Source organism: Halovenus rubra (assembly GCF_026586665.1).
In the GTDB taxonomy this organism is placed as follows: Archaea; Halobacteriota; Halobacteria; order Halobacteriales; family Haloarculaceae; genus Halovenus; species Halovenus rubra.
Window position 1 is genome coordinate 225598 of the sequence record NZ_JAODIY010000010.1, and the last position, 21120, is coordinate 246717.

Sequence of the window (21120 nt, forward strand, 5' to 3'; positions counted from 1 at the left end):
CGCGCTGGAGTGACTCACAGTGGCAAAGCTAGCTTGGTTTTGGTTTCACAGTTGTGTTACTCCGTCTGGTTCGTTCGCCTGCAGGCGTGTTCGCGTCTACGTGTTGATAAAAGAGTTGAGGGGGCGTACGATCCGGTTATCCGCCGAGGAACTGCTGGCGGACTTCTTCGTCGGCGAGAAGTCGGTCACCGGTATCGACGTAGCCGTTTTGTCCCTGTGCGAGCACGTACCCTCGGTCACACCGTCGTAACGCCTCCTTGGCGTTTTGCTCGACCATCAGTATCGCTGTCCCGTCGTCGTTGATGCGGTCGATGCGGTCAAACATCTCGTCGACAAGGTCCGGGGCGAGCCCGGCAGAAGGCTCGTCAAGCAACAGCAGGTCGGGGTCAAGCATAAGAGCCCGGCCCATCGCAACCATCTGTCGCTGCCCGCCGGACATCGAACCTGCGTTCTGTGATTTTCGGTCTTCGAGAATTGGGAACCGGTCATAGACATCCTGAAGCCGCTCTGGGGGAACCTCGTCAAGGATGTACGCACCCATCTCAAGGTTCTCTTGAACCGAGAGGTTCGGAAAGACGTTATCATTCTGTGGGACGTAACTGATGCCCTTGTAGATAATGTCTTCGGGCCGAAGTCCATGAATATCTTCGCCGTCGAAGATGACCGTGCCGCCCATGTACGTCGTGAGGCCGAACACAGATTTCATTACCGTCGACTTGCCCGCCCCGTTGGGTCCGACAATTGTGACGTACTCACCGCCGCCGACATTGAGATCAACGTCTTCGAGAATCTGGAGGTCGCCGTACCCCGCATCAAGATCTCGTACTTCGAGAATCGACTCCTCGGGCGCGGCCGCAATTGGGTCCGTCTTTGCTGATACGTCTTCACCAGTGTCGGTTGTGGCCGTCTCGTTTGTATCTTCGATTGTCGACGCCGCTTCAGTCGGTGACTCGGTGGTATCCTGTTCGCTCATATATCTTCACCCAGGTACGCTTCAATAACCTGATCGTTCGATCTGATATCTTCTGGGTCACCATCAGCGAGTAACTTCCCTTGGTGCATGACGAGCACTCGCTCACAGTTCTCCATAATGATGTCCATGTCATGCTCGACCAGCAAGAACGTATAGCCATCTTCACGGAGAGAATGAATCCGGTCGAGAAGTTTTTCTTCCAGCGTCGGGTTGACACCGGCCATCGGCTCGTCGAGCAACAGCATCTCTGGCTCGGTCATCATCGCTCGTGACATCTCAAGGAGTTTTTGTTGCCCGCCAGACAGGTTTCCAGCCTCCTCGTAAGCGAGATGGTCAATTTCGAAGAATTCGAGTGTCTCCCAGACACGCTCGCGCACCTCGTATTCTTGCTCGACGACACCACTTCGTGCACCCGGCATAACAGAGCGCCACAGTGTCTCGCCGCTCTGTGCTTTCGGTGCGAGCATCAAATTCTCAAGCACGGTCATCTCCGATAACGCACGCGCAATCTGGAACGTTCGGACCATGCCGCGGTTCGCAATCTGTTCGGGCCGCATTCCGGTAACCTTCTCGCCCTGGAAGTAAACCTCTCCACCTGTCGGATTGAGTGCACCGGTGATACAGTTGAACGTCGTCGACTTGCCGGCACCGTTTGGCCCGATAAGTCCGGTAATCGTCCCACGTTGTACGTCGAAGCTTGTGTCGTCGACCGCGACGATACCGCCGAAACGTTTTTCGAGGTTCTCCACCCGAAGCGGTGCATCCTGATCGACGGTGGTTGTCTCCGTATCTGTCGTTGTTTCTACAGTTTCACTCATCGTTGCCCTCCTGTTTGCCGAGGTTGACTGCAGCGGCGGTTTCGGTCCGGTCACCGAACATGCCGTTTGGCCGTTTCTGAATGATGACAATCAACACAACTCCGAGCAACACGAACTGGAGTGGTGCGATGTTATCAATGGCGTACGCGAGGAACGGCTGGAACGAGAAGTCTGCCAGTGGCGCGATGGCCCCGTCGAAGGTACCGGGCGCATTACCAAGGTTGAACCGTGCGCTGATAATCGCACCAACTTGGCGTGGCCCTTCAAACAGCAGCCCCACGAACAGAAGCGAGCCGACGACGCTGCCAGTGTTTGATCCCGACCCACCGATAATCAGTGCGATAAACGCGTAGAACGTGATGACCGGCCGGAAAGAGTTTGGATTCGCAAACCCTTGGCTCCCCTGCCAGAGAATGCCGGCAAGGCCCATCAACGCACAGCCAACCATGAACACCTTGATTTTGAACCGCCGGGTGTCCTTGCCAAGCGACTGGGCGACGAGTTCATCTTCACGGATTGCCTTGAGTACTCGTCCAAACGGCGAGTAACCGATGCGCCGAACCAGCCAGTACACCCCTGCCATAACCAGCAGCATGATCAACGACCAAAGAAAGTCGCTGAGTATCGACGAGCTGACCAGTGTTACTTCTTCGCCGCCGATTTCAAACAGTAACAAGTCGATTCTACCGGGATCGATGACGAACAACTCGGCGAATGATTCGCCAATTGAGGTATCAAGGATGGAATCCGTTGGTCGTCCGGGCAAGTCCATGCCACTGCCGCCGCCGGTACCGAACCCGAACGTGTTGGTCGTCCATTTCGAGAGCGTCCGGGAGCCTGCAGCGAGCCGGATAATCTCGGAAAGACCGAGCGTGACAATCGCAAAGTAGTCCGAGCTCACCCGGAGTGCAGGAATCGCGGCAAGTAGCCCGACAAGTGCCGCAGCAATCATTCCCCCGAGAATGCCAATAGGGAGTGGCAACCCAAGTCCCTGTCCGGAAAGAGCATCCGGAGATGTGCTCAACATCCCCATCGTGTAGATGCCAACAGCCATGAATCCAGCAATACCGATGTTGAACATGCCGGTGTACCCCCAGTGGAGGTTCAGCGCCAGCGTGATTAGCGCGTACGCGGCAAAGAGGAACGTGATGGTCCGCCAAGCACCGAAAATCGAGTTGACGGTCCCCAACCCAAGCCCCTGTTCAAGCACAATCAGTATCGCGAACAGTCCGTAAACAAATGCTACCGTTGACGCGATGAAACGACGGTCTGTTTTTTTGACCCAGCCAGAAATCCGTGCACGCGCGGTTGCCGAGCCGGTTTCACTGGCTGTCATGCAGTTGTCACCCCCCCGAAGATACCCTCTGGACGGTACAGTAGAACGAGAATCATGATGGCGAACGCGGCAGCAGCGTTAAAGTCCGAAGAGATCCAGATCAATGAGACCTCCTGAACCATACCGATGACGAGTCCGCCAGCAATTGCCCCGTAAATCGACCCGATACCACCGAGAATGACTCCCGCGAAGATGAAAAGCAGGAGGAACCAACCGACGTTGAAGTTCATCGTTCCACGCTCAAGGACGTACAGGAAGCCGGCGACGCCAGCGAGACCGGCACCGAGAATCCACGTTGCACGGACGATCCGCTCTGTCGGGATACCGGTGACCAGTGCAAGGTCTTTGTTGTCGGCCATCGCGCGCATTGCTTTCCCTAGTTTCGTTCGTTGGAGCAACAGGTGCATCCCAATCATCAGTGCCAGCGAAACGACCAACAGCGTGAGCTGGTGGAGGTCAACCGACATGCCAGTCCCAAGGAAGTTCTTTTCTTGAACACCCTCGATTGCGGTCACACCACGTGTCTGTGGACCATATACGAACTGGATGAAAGAACGGAGTGCAAGCGCGACACCGATAGAGGCAATAAGCAGTGAGATTCCCTCACGGTCCCGCATCGGTCGATAAACGAAGCGGTCGGCAAGCAACGCGACAGCGACCGTCACGACTGCCGAAACGACGACACCAATGAGGATTGCCAGCGGTGATGCCACGATTGATGCCCCTATCTCGTTTGGATTCGGTCCTGTTCCCGAGCGTGCCAGCAACAGGTAGCCTGCGTCGCCAGCCCCCCAACCAGCGATTAACAGTGCAACGCCCCACCCGGTGAATGCCCCTGTGGTGAATAGGTCACCGTGTGAAAAGTTCGCGAAGTTGAGTATGCTATACGTCATTGAAAGACCGATACCTGCGAGACCAAAGATCAGACCGACAATCAACCCGGTCCGCAGCCGATCTATGAGTGTGTCCAGTGCAATATCGCCGCCGAGTGTTCGACCACCGACTTCAAGCAGTTCGACCCCCGCCAAGCCGGCAATAAGGTCGATGATTAACGTTACGAACACACCGAGAGCGAGTAGTAGTAAGACCCGCCCGCGGATTGCATTTATCACTGGGTTCTCAGATTCCCCTGGAAGCCACTGAGAGCTTGCCATGCTGTTTGCTAAATCATGTTCATCCTGTAAATAGTTCACGTTGTTGAGTGAGTATATCATGTCTCATGTTCACACATATTATCCTAAATAATAGTGTGACAGTTTTCGAAGAAGTACATAGATTAAAGTGACATCCAGAAAACAGAGCATATCATGGGTGAAAGTGCAGCAACGGACCCAGAAAGTCCAGAGGCAAGCGCGGATGCTAATATGTCTCAATCTGGGGCGCGGAGAATTGTTCCATCTGTAGTAGCTAGTAATCTCATAGTAAAGCTGGTTGTCGGGATCTTACTCATCGTGCTTTTGGCAGGGGGTATTGCGTTCTACTTCCAGAGTGGGATTGCTGACGAGCTCGATTCACAGGTCAAGACACAGGTCGAAGAGACCGCCGGCCTGCACTCGGATATTTATACAGCTTGGGAAGGCAATCGATTCGACGAGCTGAGATCAATTGCAGGTGAGGAGGTGCTCGACCAGAGCGCCGAACGCCCTCGGAGCGACCGACTCACACGGGCTCGAAATAACCTGGATAGTTTCCAACAGTTGCATCTTGTCGATACCGAGAGTGGCGAGGTGATTGCAAGTTCTGCCGAGGAAGCAGTCGGTGAGAATATGTTCGAGATGGTTGACGAGAGTTTCATCGGCGAATCAGGCGCGTTTACCACACCGTATCAGTACACATCGCTAACAGGAGAGACTGTCGTCGGCTTCGGACGACAGCGACTTCTTGACGATACGCACGTGCTACTCGGCGAAGTGCCGGCTACGGGCGGCCCCAACTTCAGACAGACTATCGAGGGATCAAACACCGTTATTGCAAACCAAGAGGGTGATGTTGTCTTCGGAGAGAGTGGCGTCGACCCGGCAGTCGTCGGGGAAGGATTAAGCATCACCGTCACACGGAACGATGGCGAAATTCATGCAAGTACGACGTTTGGCGAGCGCGGGCTTACCGTCGTCACGAGCAGTCCAGAGAGTGAAGCGTTCGCACTCAGGGATAGTGTTCTCCGGAGTTTCGTCATCATGCTTGTGTTAGTGTTTGGCGTCTTGATTATCAGTACCGTCATCGGTGGCCGCTCAATCGCTAGCTCAATTACGAAACTCAACGACCGTGCAAAAGAGATGGGAGAAGGAGATTTGTCTGTCGATCTTGAAACAAGTCGGAGAGACGAAATCGGCGAACTCTACGCCGGGTTCGCTAGCATGCGTGACTCACTCCAAGAACGCATCAGCGAAACAGAAGACGCACGTGACGAGGCCGAAACGGCCCGAAAAGAAGCAGAGGTCGCACGGGCAGAAGCCGAAGAGCTAGCGTCGTACCTCCAAGAGCGCACTGAGGAGTATTCCGAAATTATGCGACAGGTGGGAATGGGTGATATGACCCAGCGGATGACTCCCGACGGCGAAGAGGAGTCGATGGATACCATCGCAACGGAGTTCAACGACATGATTGAGGAGTTAGAGAAGACAACAGGCCAACTCAAAAGCTACGTCAATGAGGTTGAGGAGGCTGGCGCTGAAGTCGAGCAAAGTGCCCAGACTGTGCGCGACGCCAGCGAACAGGTGGCGGACTCGATTCAGAAGATCTCCGACGATGCCTACAATCAAAAAGAACGTCTGCAGGCAGTCTCGGAAACAATGGATAAGGTGACGACAGAACTCGAATCTATGGCAACCGTCGAAGGTGTCGACATCCAAGAGCCACTCGCAAATCTCCAAACGATGGCGAGCAATATCAACGAGATTGCGGAGTTGAGTGAGGAGACGATGGCCGAAGCTGAAGATGTCGCCGGTGCTGCTGAGGAACAGGCCGCAGAGCTTAACGAAGTCTCCAAACGGGCAAACGACCTCCAGCAGTACGCACAGCCACTCCGAGACATCCTTGGGCGCTTCGAAACCGAAGCCGAACACGAGTTTGTCTTCTCGGTTGGGCCGACCGGCGGCGCTCAGAGTCCAACCTCACGCTCACCGGACGAAGAATAACACAGTCGTCTGGGTTTGTCCCAGCTTTTTTACGGGTATTTGTTTTCGGATGGTCCGCTCAGCCACATCCAGCGCGGTGAAACGGCCGAGAACGACCTCAATTGTTCGCTGGAAATATCGATTATGAATATAGTACGCCCAAATTAAAGTTTGGGGGTAAATATCATACAACACATGACCCAGAGTGAATCGGCCAAGGGGCAAACTGACGAGAAGACAACCGATAGTATCACGCAACGGTTGGACGGAGCGAAAAGTGTTGTTCCGGCTGTGATAACAGACAATTTGTTGGTGAAGTTCATTGTCGGTATTCTTCTTATCGTCCTTCTTATCGGCGGAATCGCCGTATATTTCGAGAGTGGAATTGAGAGCGAACTCGATACACAAGTGACAACACAGGTCGAGGAAACCGCCGGTCTGCATTCGGATATCTACACGGCCTGGGAGGGTAACCGCTTTGATGATTTGCAGTCTATCGCGGGCGATGAAGGATTAGATATCAATAACGAACGGGTACAAAGTGACCTACTGGTACGGGGACGCGACAATCTCGATAGCTTCGAGCAGCTACATCTTGTCGATACCGAAAGTGGTGACGTTCTTGCAAGTTCTGCTGAGGAGGCAGTCGGCGAGAATATGTTCGACCGAATCAACGAATCTCTTGTTAGTGAGTCACGCGAGTTTACCACACCATACCAGTATACGTCGCCGACAGGGGAGACTGTTGTTGGCTTTGGACGACAGCGACTCCTTAACAATACACATCTTCTTGTCGGAGAGGTGCCCGCCGACGGCGGCCCAAAGTTTAGACAAACTATCGAAGGGTCAAACACCATCATTGCAAACCAAGATGGCGATGTTATCTTCGGAGAAGAAAGTGTCAACCCATCAGTCGTCACGGACAGCACACCTGCCGACTCGGATTCGAACGTCACAGTCACACAGATGGGTGGAGAAATACATGCAAGCAACACGCTCGGTGAGACAGAGCTAACGGTTGTCACGAGCAGTCCAGAAAGCGAAGCGTTTGCGCTCAGAGACAGTGTCATCCAGAGTTTCATTATCATGCTCGTGCTGGCTTTTGGAGTGCTAGTTGTCGTCGGCGTCGTCGGCGGTCGGTCTATTGCCACCTCAATTACAGAGCTTAACGACCGTGCAAAGGAAATGGAGAAAGGCAACCTATCGGTTGACCTCGAAACGAGCCGGACCGACGAAATTGGCGAACTCTACGACGGGTTCGCCAGCATGCGTGACTCGCTCCAGAGCCGGATTACGGAAGCTGAAGACGCCCTATCAGAAGCAACAAGTGCAAAAGAACAAGCCGAAGATGCCCGCGAAGAGGCCGCTACTGCCCGCGAGGAGGCAGAGACAATTAACGACCAAATCGAGTCCTCGGCAGACAGGTACAGCAACGTGATGCGGCAAGCCGCAAACGGTGACCTCACAGTCCGGATGAATACTGACAAGGACAACGAGGCGATGGCAGCGATTGCAACCGATTTCAACGCGATGCTCGACGAGTTCGAGACAACCATCGATGAGATAACGACCTTCGCAGATGAGGTGGAAACGGCGAGCGAAGGCGTCACCACCTCGAGCGAGGAGATTCGTATCGCCAGCGAGGATGTGAGTCAAGCGGTTCAGGAGATATCAAACGGGGCCATGGAGCAAAACGACGCCCTCCAACAAGTGACAAACGAGATGAACGATTTGTCCGCGACCGTCGAGGAAATTGCGGCGTCCTCAAACGAGGTCGCATCAGTCGCCGAGCAAACTGCCCAAACAGGTCGCGACGGTCGTGAGGCCGCTCAGGCCGCAATCAATGGGATGAATACCGTCCAGACCGAATCGAAGCGAGCAGTTGAGGAGATAGAACAGCTCGAAGAGCAGGTCCAACAAGTCGACGACCTGATTGCCAGGATGGCCGACATTGCCGACCAGACGAGCATCCTCGCACTGAACGCAAACATCGAGGCAGCCAGAGCTGGCGGCGGCACAGGGAACAGTGGTGATGGCTTTGCGGTGGTCGCAAACGAAGTCAAGGTGCTCTCAGAGGATGCTAAGGCGGCCGCGGACGAAGTCGAGAACCGCCTCGAAGCAATCCGGGGACAGACACAAGAGTCGGCACAAGCCGTTCAGGCAGCGAGCCAGAACGTCGACGAGCACACGCAGTCGGTTGAGGACGCTGCAGAGGCATTCTCGGAGGTTGCTAACTATGCCACCGAGACCAACAACGGGATTCAGGAAATTTCAGCAGCGACAGACCAGCAGGCAACGACGACCGAACGAGTCGTGGCGATGGTCAACGAGGTCGCTTCGATTGCAAACAGCACGACGACACAGGCAGAAAGTACCGCGGCGACCGCAGAGGAACAGTCCGCATCGATGAGTGAAGTTTCCGAGAGCGTCTCTGACCTTGCCGAGCAAGCCACACAGCTATCTGAGACGCTCGACCGATTCGAGACTACCTGACCGAGTGTACTCCCAGCGATACTGTTTTTTGGCTCCGCCCGGAACCGTGGGTATGAACCTTCCAGCACAGCTTGACCATCCATCGTTTGCAACTGCGGTGGGAACAATAGCCGGCTATCTGCTCATTTTGTCTGTTATGACTACGCTCATCTTCCTCGTCCCCTACGCATTATTCTTCCTCCTCTAAGAACAACCCAGCCGAGCCACATTTATCTGTTCGCCGAGTAGTAGCAATATGTATGTCATTCTCGACGGACAACCGGGGTGTCTCCGAGGGCGCAGGTGTACTCGCGCTCGTGGTGATAACCGTCGTCGCAACGGCGTCAGTCGGGATGACGGTCACATTGATATCGGACGACGGCCCCGGGTCAAACCCCTATAATGCGGAGTTTACGTTTGACCACAGCAAGGACCTCCAACAGCTTCTTATCTTCTACGACGGTGGGAAAGAGCTACGTGCCGGAAGTATCACGATTACTGGACCCGAAAATGAGGTGACGTGGGCAGAAATCGAAGAAATAGAGCCCGGTGAGATGGTCTCACCGAGCAATCTTCCGACCCGCCTGAGTAAGGAGAACGCATATGGCTCTAAAGTCGGCGCACAGGACTTCATCGAAATTACTTACACCCCCCCAAGTGACGGTGAGGGTAGCGGAGACGGTGAGGACAGTGCCGAGCCAGTTGTACTCGGGACGTGGAACAAACCCGGCGGAGGCGAGAGTGGAGGCGAGGGCGAAGAAGACGGCCCGGTTGAGGTGCCCGAGTCCTGACTGATACGTCGCTATCCTTTGATGTTACAGACGGGATAAGTTCGGGCAACCTTGTCACCGATACCGAGCGTATCAGAGACTGTGACTACGTCGTCGATATCTTTGTAGACGCCCGGAGCCTCCTCAGCGACGGTCGCACCGCTTTCAGCTTTGACGTATATCTGGTTTTGCTCGCGTAAATCATCCATCACGTCTTCGCCCCAGTATTCGCTTTTCGCCTGCGTACGGGACATCAGCCGACCAGCACCGTGGGCAGTCGAGCCAAACGTCTCATCGAGCGATTGCTCGCCGCCACGGAGAATATAGCTTCCAGCGCCCATGCTTCCGGGGATGATGACCGGCTGGCCCACGTCACGGTAGGCTGGCGGTAGTTCGGGACGTCCGGCTGGGAATGCGCGCGTCGCCCCTTTGCGGTGGACAAACAGCTCTTTTTGTTCCCCGTCGATGGTGTGGAGTTCTTTCTTTGCGATATTGTGGGAGACATCGTACAGCAGCTCCATCTCCATTTCCTGCCAGGAACGGTCAAAGACCCGCTCGAACACCTGCCTGGTCTGGTGGGTGATAAGCTGGCGGTTCGTCCACGCAAAGTTGATTGCCCCACACATCGCGCGGTAATACTCCTCGGCGAGCCGTGAGCCGGCGGGTGCGGCAGCGAGTTCTTTGTCTGGGAGCTGATTGAGTAGCCCCTCGTGAGTCTGTTCGATGTCGCGCAGATAGTCTGTACAGACTTGATGGCCAAGACCCCGTGAGCCACAGTGGATGAGGACGACAATCTGGTCTTTTGAGAGGCCGAACTCGGCGGCAACGTTGTCGTCATAAATGTCAGTGACGCGCTGGACTTCGAGAAAGTGGTTGCCGCTGCCGAGGCTCCCTGCTTGGTTGCGCCCGCGATCTTTGGCCTTCTGTGAGACTGCGGTGGCGTCAGCCTCAGCTCGGAACCCTTCGTCTTCGCAGTGAGCGAGGTCTGTTTCGACGCCGTACCCTTCCTCGACGGCCCACTCGACACCGCGTTCGAGAATCTCTTCGACAGGTGCGTTGTTGACGACCCCACCACCCCCCAGACCGGTCGGTACGTTTGCAAAGAGCGCGTTTACCAGGTCTTCTTCGGTGCCCTGGATGTCTTCGTACCGTAGATTGGTTTTCACCATTCTCACGCCACAGTTGATGTCATATCCGACCGCACCGGGGCTGATACACCCGTCTTCGGCGTCGATACCAGCGACACCACCAACAGGGAACCCGTACCCCTGGTGGCCGTCGGGCATGCAGAGAGCATACTCCTGAATTCCCGGGAGCTGTGTAGTGTTGTGGAGCTGTGTGAGCGTTTTGTCCTCTTTGATTTCTGAAAGGAGTTCCTCGCTTGCGAGGACACGTGCCGGGACGCGCATATCTCCCTCCTGTGGCATCTCCCAGACGTACTCTTGAACCCGTTTGAGTGTAAATTCGCCAATTTCGATCGTTTTCGTGGTCATGTGACAGTATGCGCCGCGGACGCTCAAGAATGCTTTCGTGCACAACTGAGAGCTAGTCAAAGAGCGGCTACAGTCGAGAGGGTTGCCTTGGTGTGAGGTCCCGTGAGCACAATTAGTGAGCTATGGAGATAGCGGGTTGGGGTGACAACATCATAACGGTCCGTGTCAGTCCGCCTGTTGCCAGTACGGATTCGACACAAGACTAGAGAGGGCGGATTCACACTCAATTTGTGTCGTGCTGTAGTATCGTTCTCGTTCCACAGGCGTACGGAGGCAGAGAAGCACCGTGTTGCTCGTCGCCTCGTAGATGTCGAGGTCCCAGCTACTGCTCGTGTGTGACCAGCTACTATGAAAAACGGTTTCGTTGTCATTGTCGACGACGCGCGTGCCGAGTTCCCAACTCACTCGCGTATAGCCCGTAAGTTCGAACGGAACAGCATCTGGAACACGAGATTCACTTTGCTCACTGTTGTGCGCTCCATGTGCACCCATACCAGGGCACTCGGTGTCCACAACTAAAAGTACACTCATTCCGTGTCAACTGTTTACTGTTAAAATACCCCTAGCAATCACAACACACGGTGGAGAACGGGACACTTTGGTCAGGAGGGTTGTGCCAGCGAGTGAGTCTCTTTTATCACGGGCTTACGTTCCGAGGTGCTCGATCTGAACTTGGAGGCTAACTTGGATATCGGCTGCCGGTGAGCAAACACCGCCCAAGGAATACCAACAGTATTTATTCTCGTCTGTGTCTGTCGACACGTATGGACCCGACAACCGCGGCGGGGTACGGAATCGTTCTCACTCTCGTCGGTGGTATCGTACTGGGATACGGTATGAGGGAGCTGCGTCCGGTCTACCACATCCTCACGAACGACCCAATTCCAGTCAAAGACCTGGTCTATCACGACGGGCCAGCGGAGGTTGAGGGGACAACGGCCCCGACTGAAGAAGAGAAACGAGTTACTGCGCCGTTTTCGGATGTCGACTGTCTCGCTTGCGAGTACAAAGCTCAAGAACTCCGCTCTAATGGCAAGAGTAACTACTGGAAGACACTAGATGAGGGTGCCACAGCAGCTCCGTTTCTCGTCGAGGACAGAACCGGAAGTGTGAGAGTTGACCCAGCGGGGGCTACGCTCAAGTTTGCACAGCAGGAAGTGAAAGTTCCAGGGGGTGAGGAACCGCCTGAGACGATAGCCCAGTATATCCGGCAAACCGACGAAGTCGAACCACAACACGACGAAACGGTTGATATCGTTGTGACAGAGCTTAACGTTGGCAACGACCAGCGCTTCATTGAGCGCCGTCTCGATATCAATGAGTCCGTCTACGTGTACGGTGACGTTGAGCGTGCGCCCCCGGGCGAATGGGGAGCCACTCTCGTTGATGCGATACTAACGCGAGGGCCATCGGACATTCTGATTATCTCGGATACATCCGAGCGTGGGACCGCCTGGCGTCTTGCCAAGGGGCCACTGGTATGGGCGGTCGGCGGGCTCGCAATGGTTGGCCCGGGGATTGGCTTGCTTGGCTACTGGCTGTTGGCTTCCTTGGCCTGACAGGGGCACGTATTATATATGCGCGGCCTAAATACAGGAGTAACGTGTATCCATGAGTTCGTTGATGATCGACATCCGAAAACTTGGGCTGTTTAATAAGATGGCAAAAGAGGGGGGTAATACGGTTGCAGACCACCTGAGCCAGATGACGGGAATGGAAACCGAGATGGAGATTACAAAGATTAATTTCATCGATATCCCGGATATCCGTGCCCACGTCGGTGACCAAAAACAGATTGGTATCAGCATCGAAATGGTTGAACGACCGTACGGACATATCCTCTTCCTGTTCAACGCACCGGACGCCAAGAAGCTTGCTCACGGGATGATGGGTGACATGGCGGGTGCAGAGGAGTCCGAAGATGGGTTCACAGACATGGAGCGGTCGGCTGTTCAAGAGATTGGCAACATCATGACCAGCGGGTTCATCGACGGCTGGGCAAACGTGTTAAATACGACAATTGATATGTCGACGCCGACGTTCACATTCGGTCCCGGGAGCAGTATGGTCAACGACCTCGTCGGCGACCGTGAAGACGAGATGGCACTCATGTTCGACTCGCGGGTGCAGGCACTCGAAGAAGATATCAATGTCACCGTCTACACATTCCCTGAGCTACAGGAACTTGTCAGTTTGATGCAAGAGATAGAAGTCTAAAGACACGCGAAACGCTGTCTAAGCTGAGAACCGACGGATTTTTGAAATTGCTAGTGATAAATCATGTGGGTTGTTATAGTGTGACAAGTATTTAGTGGTGAAGTTCGTTCTTCTAACTATGGGAGCCACACCCGAGTCGAGGTGGTATCGATGACAGGGAGCGAACTCAAGTGGCGAATCGCTGGCGGGTCGGGCGACGGTATCGACTCGACGAGTCAGAATTTCGCTAAGGCACTGATGCGTGCCGGCCTAGATGTGTTTACGCACAGACACTACCCATCGCGGATTCGCGGCGGCCACACGTATGTCGAGGTACGCGCACAGCCTGACGATGTTCGGTCGCGCGGCGACGGGTTCGACTTCCTCCTCTCGCTGGGTGACAGTTTCGCCCGGAACCCGGACGACGAGGCTTACTACGGCGAAGAGGAGCTAAAACCGCTCTACGAGCATTTCGATGACCTCAACGAAGGCGGCGTTATCGTCTATGACAGCGGTCTCATCGACGACGAGGCTGTCGAAGAGATCAATCTCTACGAGCGAGCTGAGGAGAACAACTGGCACGTCTACCCAGTTGACCTGCGCGGACTCGCCCGTGAGCACGGGCGCGAAGTCATGCGGAACACAGCTGGTGTGGGTGTCAGTGCGGCACTGCTTGGCGTCGACACAAGCTATTTCGAGGAGTTGATGCAGGAGGTAATGGGCGGCGACATCGCCGAAGCGAACATCGAGACGCTGAATGCGGCCTACGAGCAGGCCGCCGAATTCGACCACACCCACGACCTCGAAGTGCCAAAAGGAGACCACGACAGTGAGCAGGCACTCGTCACCGGGAGCGACGGGATTGCCTACGCGGCACTAGATTCGGGCTGTCGGTTCATCTCGGGTTACCCGATGACCCCGTGGACCGACGTGTTCACAATTATGTCACAGAACCTGCCCCACTTTGGCGGTATCGCCGAGCAGGTCGAAGACGAGATTGCGGCGGCATCACTGGCAATCGGTGCCTCACACACTGGTGTCAAAGCAATGTCTGGCTCGTCTGGCGGCGGGTTCGCACTCATGTCCGAGCCGCTCGGTCTCGCCGAGATGACAGAGACACCAGTCGTGCTGATTGAGGCGATGCGGGCCGGACCTTCGACAGGGATGCCGACCAAGCCAGAGCAGGCAGACCTAGAGCACGTCCTCTACACGAGTCAGGGAGATTCGTGTCGTGTCGTGTTCGCGCCGGGCAACCCACAGGAAGCCTACGAGCAGACCCGGAAGGCCTTCGAGTACGCGTACGATTATCATATCCCAGCGATTGTGCTCTACGATCAGAAACTCGGCGGCGAGATGCGAAGTGTGCCTGCCGAGTTCTTCGACCGTGAACCCGACTCGGACCCGGGTGCGGTCCTCACTGAAGACGAACTGTCCGAAGCAGCTCACGACGCCGCAGGGAAGTTCAAGCGCTACTCACACGACGGTGAGGATGGCGTTGTCCCGCGGTCAGTACCCGGACAGGAAGGCGGTCGCTTCCTTGCGACCGGTAACGAGTCACAGGAGGTCGGCCATATCAGCGAAGACCCCGATAACCGCAAACACCAGATGGATCGCCGGATGGAGAAACTCACGTCTATCCGTGAGGACCTAAACGCGGGCGACGATTCGAACCAAGCGTTCCACGGTCCCGCCGATGCCGACTACGGCATTCTCGTCTGGGGGAGTCAGCAGGATACCGTCTTCGAGGCAGTCGACCGGCTTAACGCTCGGGGCAGTTCAGTCAAGGCACTGGGCGTCAGCGACATGATGCCCTATCCCGAGAGCGAGGTGACTGCGTTCCTCGAAAGCGTCGAAGAATGCCTTGTCGTCGAGATGAACGCGACCGCCCAGTTCCGTGGGCTCACCCAAAAGGAGCTTGGACGGTTCGGGCCGAAAATGACCAGCCTTCTGAAATACGACGGCGAACCGTTCGAGCCCAGCGAAATCGTCGAGGGCTTCGAGGCTACCGTCGAGGAGACCGACCTCCCCGGCGGCAACATGGAACTCCGCCCTGCGGCGGGTGACTGACATGACCGCAACCACACAAGGTGACCCACGATGACAGCATTCTCCGCTATCCACGAGGAACACGAATCGGACAAAGAAGATTTCACACCCGGCGTCGAACCACAGCCGACATGGTGTCCTGGCTGTGGTGACTTCGCCGTACTGAAAGCGCTGAAAGGAGCGATGCCCGAGCTGGGCCGCTCGCCTGAAGAAGTCATGCTCGTGACAGGCATCGGCTGTTCGGGCAAGCTGTCCAGTTACTTCGAGAGTTACGGTTATCACTCCATTCACGGGCGTGCCCTGCCGATTGCCCGTGCATCCAAGCTTGCCAACCCCGGCCTCGAAGTTGTCGCGGCCGGCGGTGACGGCGACGGCTACGGTATCGGTGCAAATCACTTCATGCACACGGCCCGCGAGAACCACGATATGACCTATATCGTGTTCAACAACGAAATCTTCGGGCTAACAAAGGGTCAGACCTCGCCGACGAGTCCGAAGGGTCACAAATCGAAGACCCAGCCGTCGGGAAGCGCAAAAGACCCCGTTCGGCCACTAACGCTGTCGTTGGCCTCGGGCGCATCCTATATTGCCCGGACAGCCGCGACGAACCCGCGGCAGGCCCAGCAGATTATCGCAGAGGCAATCGAGCACGACGGGTTTGCGCACATCGACTTCCTTACACAGTGTCCAACCTGGAACAAGGACGCAAAAGAGTATGTTCCGTACACTGATGTCCAAGAGGAGTACGACTTCGACAAGACTGACCGCCGCGAGGCCGCCGACATGATGTACGAAGCCGAGACGAAACTCTACGAGGGCGAGGTCCTGACTGGGCGATTCTTCCGCGAGGAGAACCGGCCATCGTACGGACAAGAAAAGCGCTCGACCGGCGAGATGCCCGAAGACCCACTCGCCGAACGGTATTACGACGATGACGACGGATTCGAGCGCGTCGCAGACCACCTTATCGAGCGTCACAAATAACTCAAACGGCCGCTTCGGGCCGTTTTAGCGGCTCTGACACGTAAGCCGAGAATACTTTTCCAGTTCGGAAGGTATTTTTTCCTTTAGCGTAAAGATAACCATATATGAGCGTCGAGGCGACCGAAGAGCGAATCTTATCCGTGTTGGAGGAAGACGCAAAGGCGTCGTATGCGGAGATAGCAGAGCGAGCAGACGTCTCAAAACCAACTGTCCGCAAGTATATCAAAAAGCTCGAAGACGAGGGTGTTATCGTGGGGTACTCCGCCGATGTAGACCCCAAAAAGCTCTCAGGGCAGTCCATCGCAATTGTGGGCGTCGATGTCGAAAGCGAGAGCTACGTCGACGTGACCCGCGAGCTCAAACAGTTCGACTCCATTGAAGAGCTGTACACCTCTAGTGGCGACCATACGTTGATGGCCGAAACCCGCGCCCCCGACGGCGACGCGCTCGGCAAAATCATCAACGAGGAGATCATGGGCTTAGACGGCGTCAACGCGGCACATCCTTCCTTCCTCCAAGAGCGGTTGAAGTAACGCACCCAGACTGGCGAGGTTCCACGCTGTTATCACTGTGACTCGACGACAGCAACACACCCAAGCGTGAGAATCGTGTCGTTCGACGCTAAGCAACTGTTATCTAGTAGTGATTATCAGTTCGGCAGACTCCAATTGTGTGTGTACTGAAACACGTGTTTTTAGAAGGCGTGTCCCCGAATGGCGAATATGGTAGACCGACTGGTTCTGGGAAGCGGGAAACTTGTACAGACCATCGTCGGGTCGCTCCGAGACCAGTCCGGTTCGGTTCGCGTCGTCACCGACGACGGGGCACTGGCAACGACGCTACAAAACGAGGGGACAGCAGTCGAAGAAAAAGACCCATCGAATCCGGACGCCCTCGATGAGCTTGCTGCCGAGTTTGTGGTTGTGTTCGAAGAGACAACAAAACACGTACTCGCCACGACTCGCGCCGCACGGGAAGCCTTCCCGGAAGCGTACCTTCTCGCCTACGTCGGCAAAGAAGCCCCCCAATGCGAAGAGTTGGAGACCCTTACAGACCGCATCGCCAATCCGTATCGTGAGACGGCAGCGCATATCCTTGAGCGGGTCGGCGACGCGGGCCAGCAGATGCAACAACTTTCGCGGGTTCTCCGGGATATCGACCAGTTGGCAATTGTGGCTCATAACAACCCGGACCCCGACGCCATTGCCAGTGGGACTGCGCTCGCTCGCCTCGCGTCGGCTGCGGGCTGTGACGCCCAAGTGTGTTATCACGGCGAGATTACCCACCAAGAGAATAGAGCGTTCGTCAACGTGCTCGACCTCGACTTGCGACAGCTAGCCCCCGAGGAAACGTTTGAGGCATTCGATGGGCTGGCACTAGTTGACCACTCGCGCCCGGGCGTCAACAATCAGATACCGGTCGACAGCACCGTCGACGTTGTCATCGACCACCACCCACCGCGTGCTCCTGTTGACGCGCGGTTCGTCGACCTTCGAAGCGCCGTCGGAGCGACGAGTACACTACTCGTCGACTATCTCGACCGCTTCGGGGTCGCACTCGACGAAACCGTCGCGACGGCGCTTCTCTTTGGCATTCACGTCGACACACAAGCGTTTACTCGGGAGGCATCAGCCGTCGACTTCGAGGCAGCAGCGGCGCTGACATCAGATGCTGACCTCGGGGTGCTCGAACGGATCGAATCGCCATCGTTCACGTCGACAACCCTCGAAACCATCGCCAGCGCAATCCGGCATCGGCACATCGAAGGAGAACTGTTGATGAGTGGCGTCGGTGAGTTACACGAACGAGATGCACTCGCACAGGCCGCCGACCGTCTGTTAACCCTCGATAACATCACCACAACGATGGTCTATGGCGTCAAAGACGGGACAATCTACGTTTCCGCTCGCTCTCGTGGGGTCGATGTCGATATCGGAGAGACGGTGCGAGAAGCGTTCGATCAAATTGGGAGTGCAGGCGGGCACGTCGATATGGCCGGCGCACAAATTGATCTTGGTATCCTCGATGCAGTCGAAGAACGCGAGCAATCCCTTCTGGAGGTTGTCAAACACGTTATCGAAGACCGGTTTCTCGATGCAGTCAAGGCAACGACAACGCTTCAGACAACGGCAGTGTTCGAAGAGTTCGACAGCGAACAGTATCTCGTCCGCAAAGAGAGAACAACAACAGAAAACGTCTCACTTGACAGGCTATCAAACTCTGGAGAAGACAACAACACAAGTCGAGAAGAAGAGACATAGCCGCCCGTGTTGACCGGCCAAATCGAACCACAGCGGTGTGTGAATAGACAGACGAGAGGTTTTTGCCAGTACCACCCTTCGATGCGGGTAATGACAGCGGACCGAAAGCCCAGGGTAGAGGACTACATGACGCGGGACGTAGCGACGGTCTCCCCAGACGCGACCGTCGGTGAGGTTTCCCAACGTATCGCCGAAAGTGACGGTCACAGCGGGTTCCCTGTCTGTGACGGACGACACGTTGAGGGGTTTGTTGCCGCTCGGGACCTGCTACTCGAAGGAGATACTGAGCCGATTTTTAAGATTATGACGCGGGAGCTGCTGGTCGCACACCCGGAGATGAAACTCGACGACGCCGCGCGAGTCATTCTTCGGTCCGGTATCCAGCGTTTGCCTGTGGTTGACGATGCCGGCAACCTCGTTGGTATCATCTCGAATGCAGACGTGATTCGGAGTCAAATCGAGCGAGCGACACCGGGTAAAGTCGACAAGCTGATGCGGACACTCGAAAACATCCACGAGGTCGGCGCTCGCGAAGAGCGCCGCGATATCGAACTAGAGAAAATCACGCCAACACAGGGGAAAGTGTACGCGGACGAACTCAAAGGTCGAAAGTACGAACTCCAGCGGGGGCTAGCAGAGCCATTGGTCGTCGTCGAGACCCCCGATGACTGCCTGCTTGCGGACGGCCACCACCGCGTGAAAGCTGCGACTGATCTCGATATCGAAGCAATGGACGCCTACGTCATCGTCATCGAGGAGGCAGTCGATATTGGCATGGCCAAAACCGCAAAAAAAGAGAATCTTGAAGAAATCTCAGATATCGAAGCAGTCGATTACGCCCATCACCCGCTTATCGAGACGACACAGCGCTTACAAGAGTAAGGAAGCATATGTTTCATCGGAATTTTCATGCGGGACCCCTACATACAGTAGCGTATGTTCGACGAGGATGAACTCGACACAATCCGCGAGTCAGCCGCTGACTGGGAAGACGAGCGGCTTGACCCGGTGCTCGACGCCTACGGGGAACGTCAGGACCGGTTCGCGACAGTCTCCAATCTCGAAGTAGACCGACTCTACACGCCTGAAGACACCGCGGACATGGAGTTCGACGAGGAGTTAGGGTTTCCCGGTGAGCCGCCGTATACGCGCGGTGTCTACCCTACGATGCACCGTGGCCGGTCGTGGACAATGCGCCAGTTTGCCGGCTTCGGGACCGCTGAGGAGACGAACGAGCGCTTTCATTACCTTATCGACGAGGGCCAGACCGGACTCTCGACGGCCTTCGACATGCCAACCCTGATGGGTATCGATTCCGACCACAAGATGAGTCGCGGCGAAGTCGGCAAGGAGGGTGTGGCCGTCGACACGCTGCGAGACATGGAAATTCTGTTCGATGGTATCGACCTTGCTGAAGTCTCGACTTCCTTTACTATCAACCCGAGTGCAGCAGTTATCTACGCGATGTATATTGCGATGGCGGACAAGCAGGGCGTTCCGCGCGAGGAGATTCGTGGGACCCTTCAAAACGACATGCTCAAGGAATTTATTGCACAAAAAGAGTGGGTCATTCCGCCGGAGCCGTCGCTGCGCGTCGTCACCGATATTATCGAGTTCTCCGTCGAAAACACACCAAAATTCAAGCCGGTTTCCATCTCGGGGTACCATATCCGGGAAGCCGGCTCAACCGCAGTTGAGGAGCTTGCGTTTACGCTGGCCGACGGGATGGCCTACGTCGAAGACTGTCTCGACCGCGGTATGGCTGTTGACGAGTTCGGCCCCACGCTGTCGTTTTTCTTCAACTCACACAACTCCTTTTTCGAGGAGATTGCCAAGTTCCGTGCCTCCCGCCGCATCTGGTCGCGGGTCATGGACGAGTGGTACGATGCCGAGACCGACAAGGCTCGCCAACTCAAGTTCCACACCCAGACCGCAGGCCAGTCACTGACTGCACAGCAGCCACTCAACAACATCTCGCGGGTGACAATTCAGGCGCTGGCCGCTGTCCTCGGTGGGACACAGAGCCTGCATACAAACAGCTACGACGAAGCGCTGGCACTGCCAAGCGAAGAAGCGGTCCGCGTGGCGTTGCGCACTCAACAGATTATCGCCGAGGAGTCAGGTGCGGCCGACATCATCGACCCGATGGGCGGCTCCTTTGCCGTCGAGTCGCTCACCAACGAGGTCGAAGAAGAGGCCATGGAGTACATCACGGAGATAAAAGAGATGGGCGACGGGTCGATGAAAGATGGCGTCTTAAAGGGGATTCAGGATGGGTACTTCCAGCGAGAGATTCAGGAGTCAGCCTACGAATACCAGCAACGCGTCGAGCGCGGTGAAGAAACAGTCGTCGGCGTCAACAAGTACGAAATCGAGGAGGATACCGAGCCGGAGCTATTGCATGTCGACGAAGAGACCGAAAACCGTCAAAAAGAGCGGCTCTCGACGGTCAAAGAGGAACGAGACGAGGCAGCGGTCGAGGCGGCACTCGACACGCTCGATGAAGCGATTCAAAACGGCGATAACGTCGTCGGTCCAATTATTGACGCTGTGAAGGTGTACGCAACGATGGGTGAGGTTATGGGCGTCTTCGAGGACCAATATGGCTCCTATCAAGAAACACTCAACGTCGCGTAATCGATAACTCCGTCTCGG

18 protein-coding genes are annotated in these 21120 nt (G+C 55.7%); 12 read left to right on the plus strand and 6 right to left on the minus strand.

From position 1 onward, the window contains the following. Positions 1-136: 136 nt before the first annotated feature. From N5098_RS10385 to N5098_RS10400, 4 genes are read right to left on the minus strand one after another with little or no spacing between them, the layout of a single operon-like run. Positions 137-973: an ABC transporter ATP-binding protein gene (locus N5098_RS10385; RefSeq protein ID WP_267637796.1), complete on the minus strand. Its 837-nt coding sequence runs from the start codon at positions 971-973 to the stop codon at positions 137-139. After that, positions 970-1791 (minus strand): ABC transporter ATP-binding protein, encoded by an 822-nt coding sequence (locus N5098_RS10390; protein WP_267637797.1) that lies wholly within the window; start codon positions 1789-1791, stop codon positions 970-972. The genes N5098_RS10385 and N5098_RS10390 overlap by 4 nt, the downstream gene beginning before the upstream one ends. Beyond that, entirely contained in the window at positions 1784-3127 is a 1344-nt protein-coding gene (locus tag N5098_RS10395; RefSeq protein WP_267637798.1) for a branched-chain amino acid ABC transporter permease, read from the minus strand. The genes N5098_RS10390 and N5098_RS10395 overlap by 8 nt, the downstream gene beginning before the upstream one ends. Further along, a complete protein-coding gene (locus N5098_RS10400; RefSeq protein ID WP_368408016.1) occupies positions 3124-4281 on the minus strand; it encodes a branched-chain amino acid ABC transporter permease in 1158 nt (385 codons plus the stop codon). The genes N5098_RS10395 and N5098_RS10400 overlap by 4 nt, the downstream gene beginning before the upstream one ends. A gap of 153 nt (positions 4282-4434) precedes the next feature. Between N5098_RS10400 and N5098_RS10405 the strand changes: the two genes are divergently transcribed. The 4 genes from N5098_RS10405 to N5098_RS10420 all read left to right on the plus strand — a co-directional run bounded on the left by N5098_RS10405 (position 4435) and on the right by N5098_RS10420 (position 9506). Next, the gene (locus N5098_RS10405; protein ID WP_267637800.1) at positions 4435-6264 is read left to right on the plus strand and encodes a HAMP domain-containing protein; all 1830 of its coding nucleotides are present in this window, start codon (positions 4435-4437) and stop codon (positions 6262-6264) included. Between the two features lie 174 nt (positions 6265-6438). Continuing rightward, complete coding sequence (locus tag N5098_RS10410) at positions 6439-8736, plus strand: methyl-accepting chemotaxis protein (protein WP_267637801.1); 2298 nt, start codon at positions 6439-6441, stop codon at positions 8734-8736. Between the two features lie 52 nt (positions 8737-8788). Continuing rightward, positions 8789-8923, plus strand: coding sequence for a hypothetical protein (locus tag N5098_RS10415; protein WP_267637802.1), 135 nt, complete (start codon positions 8789-8791; stop codon positions 8921-8923). Positions 8924-8975: 52 nt separating this feature from the next. Further along, complete coding sequence (locus N5098_RS10420; RefSeq protein WP_267637803.1) at positions 8976-9506, plus strand: type IV pilin domain-containing protein; 531 nt, start codon at positions 8976-8978, stop codon at positions 9504-9506. Positions 9507-9517: 11 nt separating this feature from the next. Here the strand turns inward: N5098_RS10420 and N5098_RS10425 are convergent, their stop codons facing one another. Next, the gene (locus N5098_RS10425; RefSeq protein ID WP_267637804.1) at positions 9518-10978 is read right to left on the minus strand and encodes an RtcB family protein; all 1461 of its coding nucleotides are present in this window, start codon (positions 10976-10978) and stop codon (positions 9518-9520) included. A gap of 165 nt (positions 10979-11143) precedes the next feature. After that, positions 11144-11470, minus strand: a complete 327-nt coding sequence (locus N5098_RS10430; RefSeq protein WP_267637805.1) for a hypothetical protein — start codon at positions 11468-11470, stop codon at positions 11144-11146. Between the two features lie 272 nt (positions 11471-11742). Here N5098_RS10430 and N5098_RS10435 point away from each other — a divergent pair, with 272 nt between their 5' ends. From N5098_RS10435 to N5098_RS10470, 8 genes are all read left to right on the plus strand, one after another. After that, positions 11743-12537, plus strand: a complete 795-nt coding sequence (locus tag N5098_RS10435) for a GIDE domain-containing protein (protein WP_267637806.1) — start codon at positions 11743-11745, stop codon at positions 12535-12537. Between the two features lie 64 nt (positions 12538-12601). Continuing rightward, complete coding sequence (locus N5098_RS10440) at positions 12602-13195, plus strand: chemotaxis protein CheC (protein WP_267637888.1); 594 nt, start codon at positions 12602-12604, stop codon at positions 13193-13195. 150 nt (positions 13196-13345) lie between these two features. Then, on the plus strand, positions 13346-15241 hold the full coding sequence (locus N5098_RS10445) for a 2-oxoacid:acceptor oxidoreductase subunit alpha (RefSeq protein WP_267637807.1): 1896 nt from the start codon (positions 13346-13348) through the stop codon (positions 15239-15241). A gap of 30 nt (positions 15242-15271) precedes the next feature. Next, positions 15272-16204 (plus strand): thiamine pyrophosphate-dependent enzyme, encoded by a 933-nt coding sequence (locus N5098_RS10450; RefSeq protein WP_267637808.1) that lies wholly within the window; start codon positions 15272-15274, stop codon positions 16202-16204. A gap of 104 nt (positions 16205-16308) precedes the next feature. Beyond that, the gene (gene lrpA1 / locus N5098_RS10455; RefSeq protein WP_267637809.1) at positions 16309-16737 is read left to right on the plus strand and encodes an HTH-type transcriptional regulator LrpA1; all 429 of its coding nucleotides are present in this window, start codon (positions 16309-16311) and stop codon (positions 16735-16737) included. 189 nt (positions 16738-16926) lie between these two features. After that, positions 16927-18465, plus strand: coding sequence for a DHH family phosphoesterase (locus N5098_RS10460; protein WP_267637810.1), 1539 nt, complete (start codon positions 16927-16929; stop codon positions 18463-18465). 81 nt (positions 18466-18546) lie between these two features. Further along, positions 18547-19347 (plus strand): CBS pair associated ParBc domain-containing protein, encoded by an 801-nt coding sequence (locus N5098_RS10465; RefSeq protein ID WP_368408013.1) that lies wholly within the window; start codon positions 18547-18549, stop codon positions 19345-19347. 54 nt (positions 19348-19401) lie between these two features. After that, entirely contained in the window at positions 19402-21102 is a 1701-nt protein-coding gene (locus tag N5098_RS10470; RefSeq protein WP_267637812.1) for an acyl-CoA mutase large subunit family protein, read from the plus strand. Positions 21103-21120 lie beyond the last annotated feature (18 nt).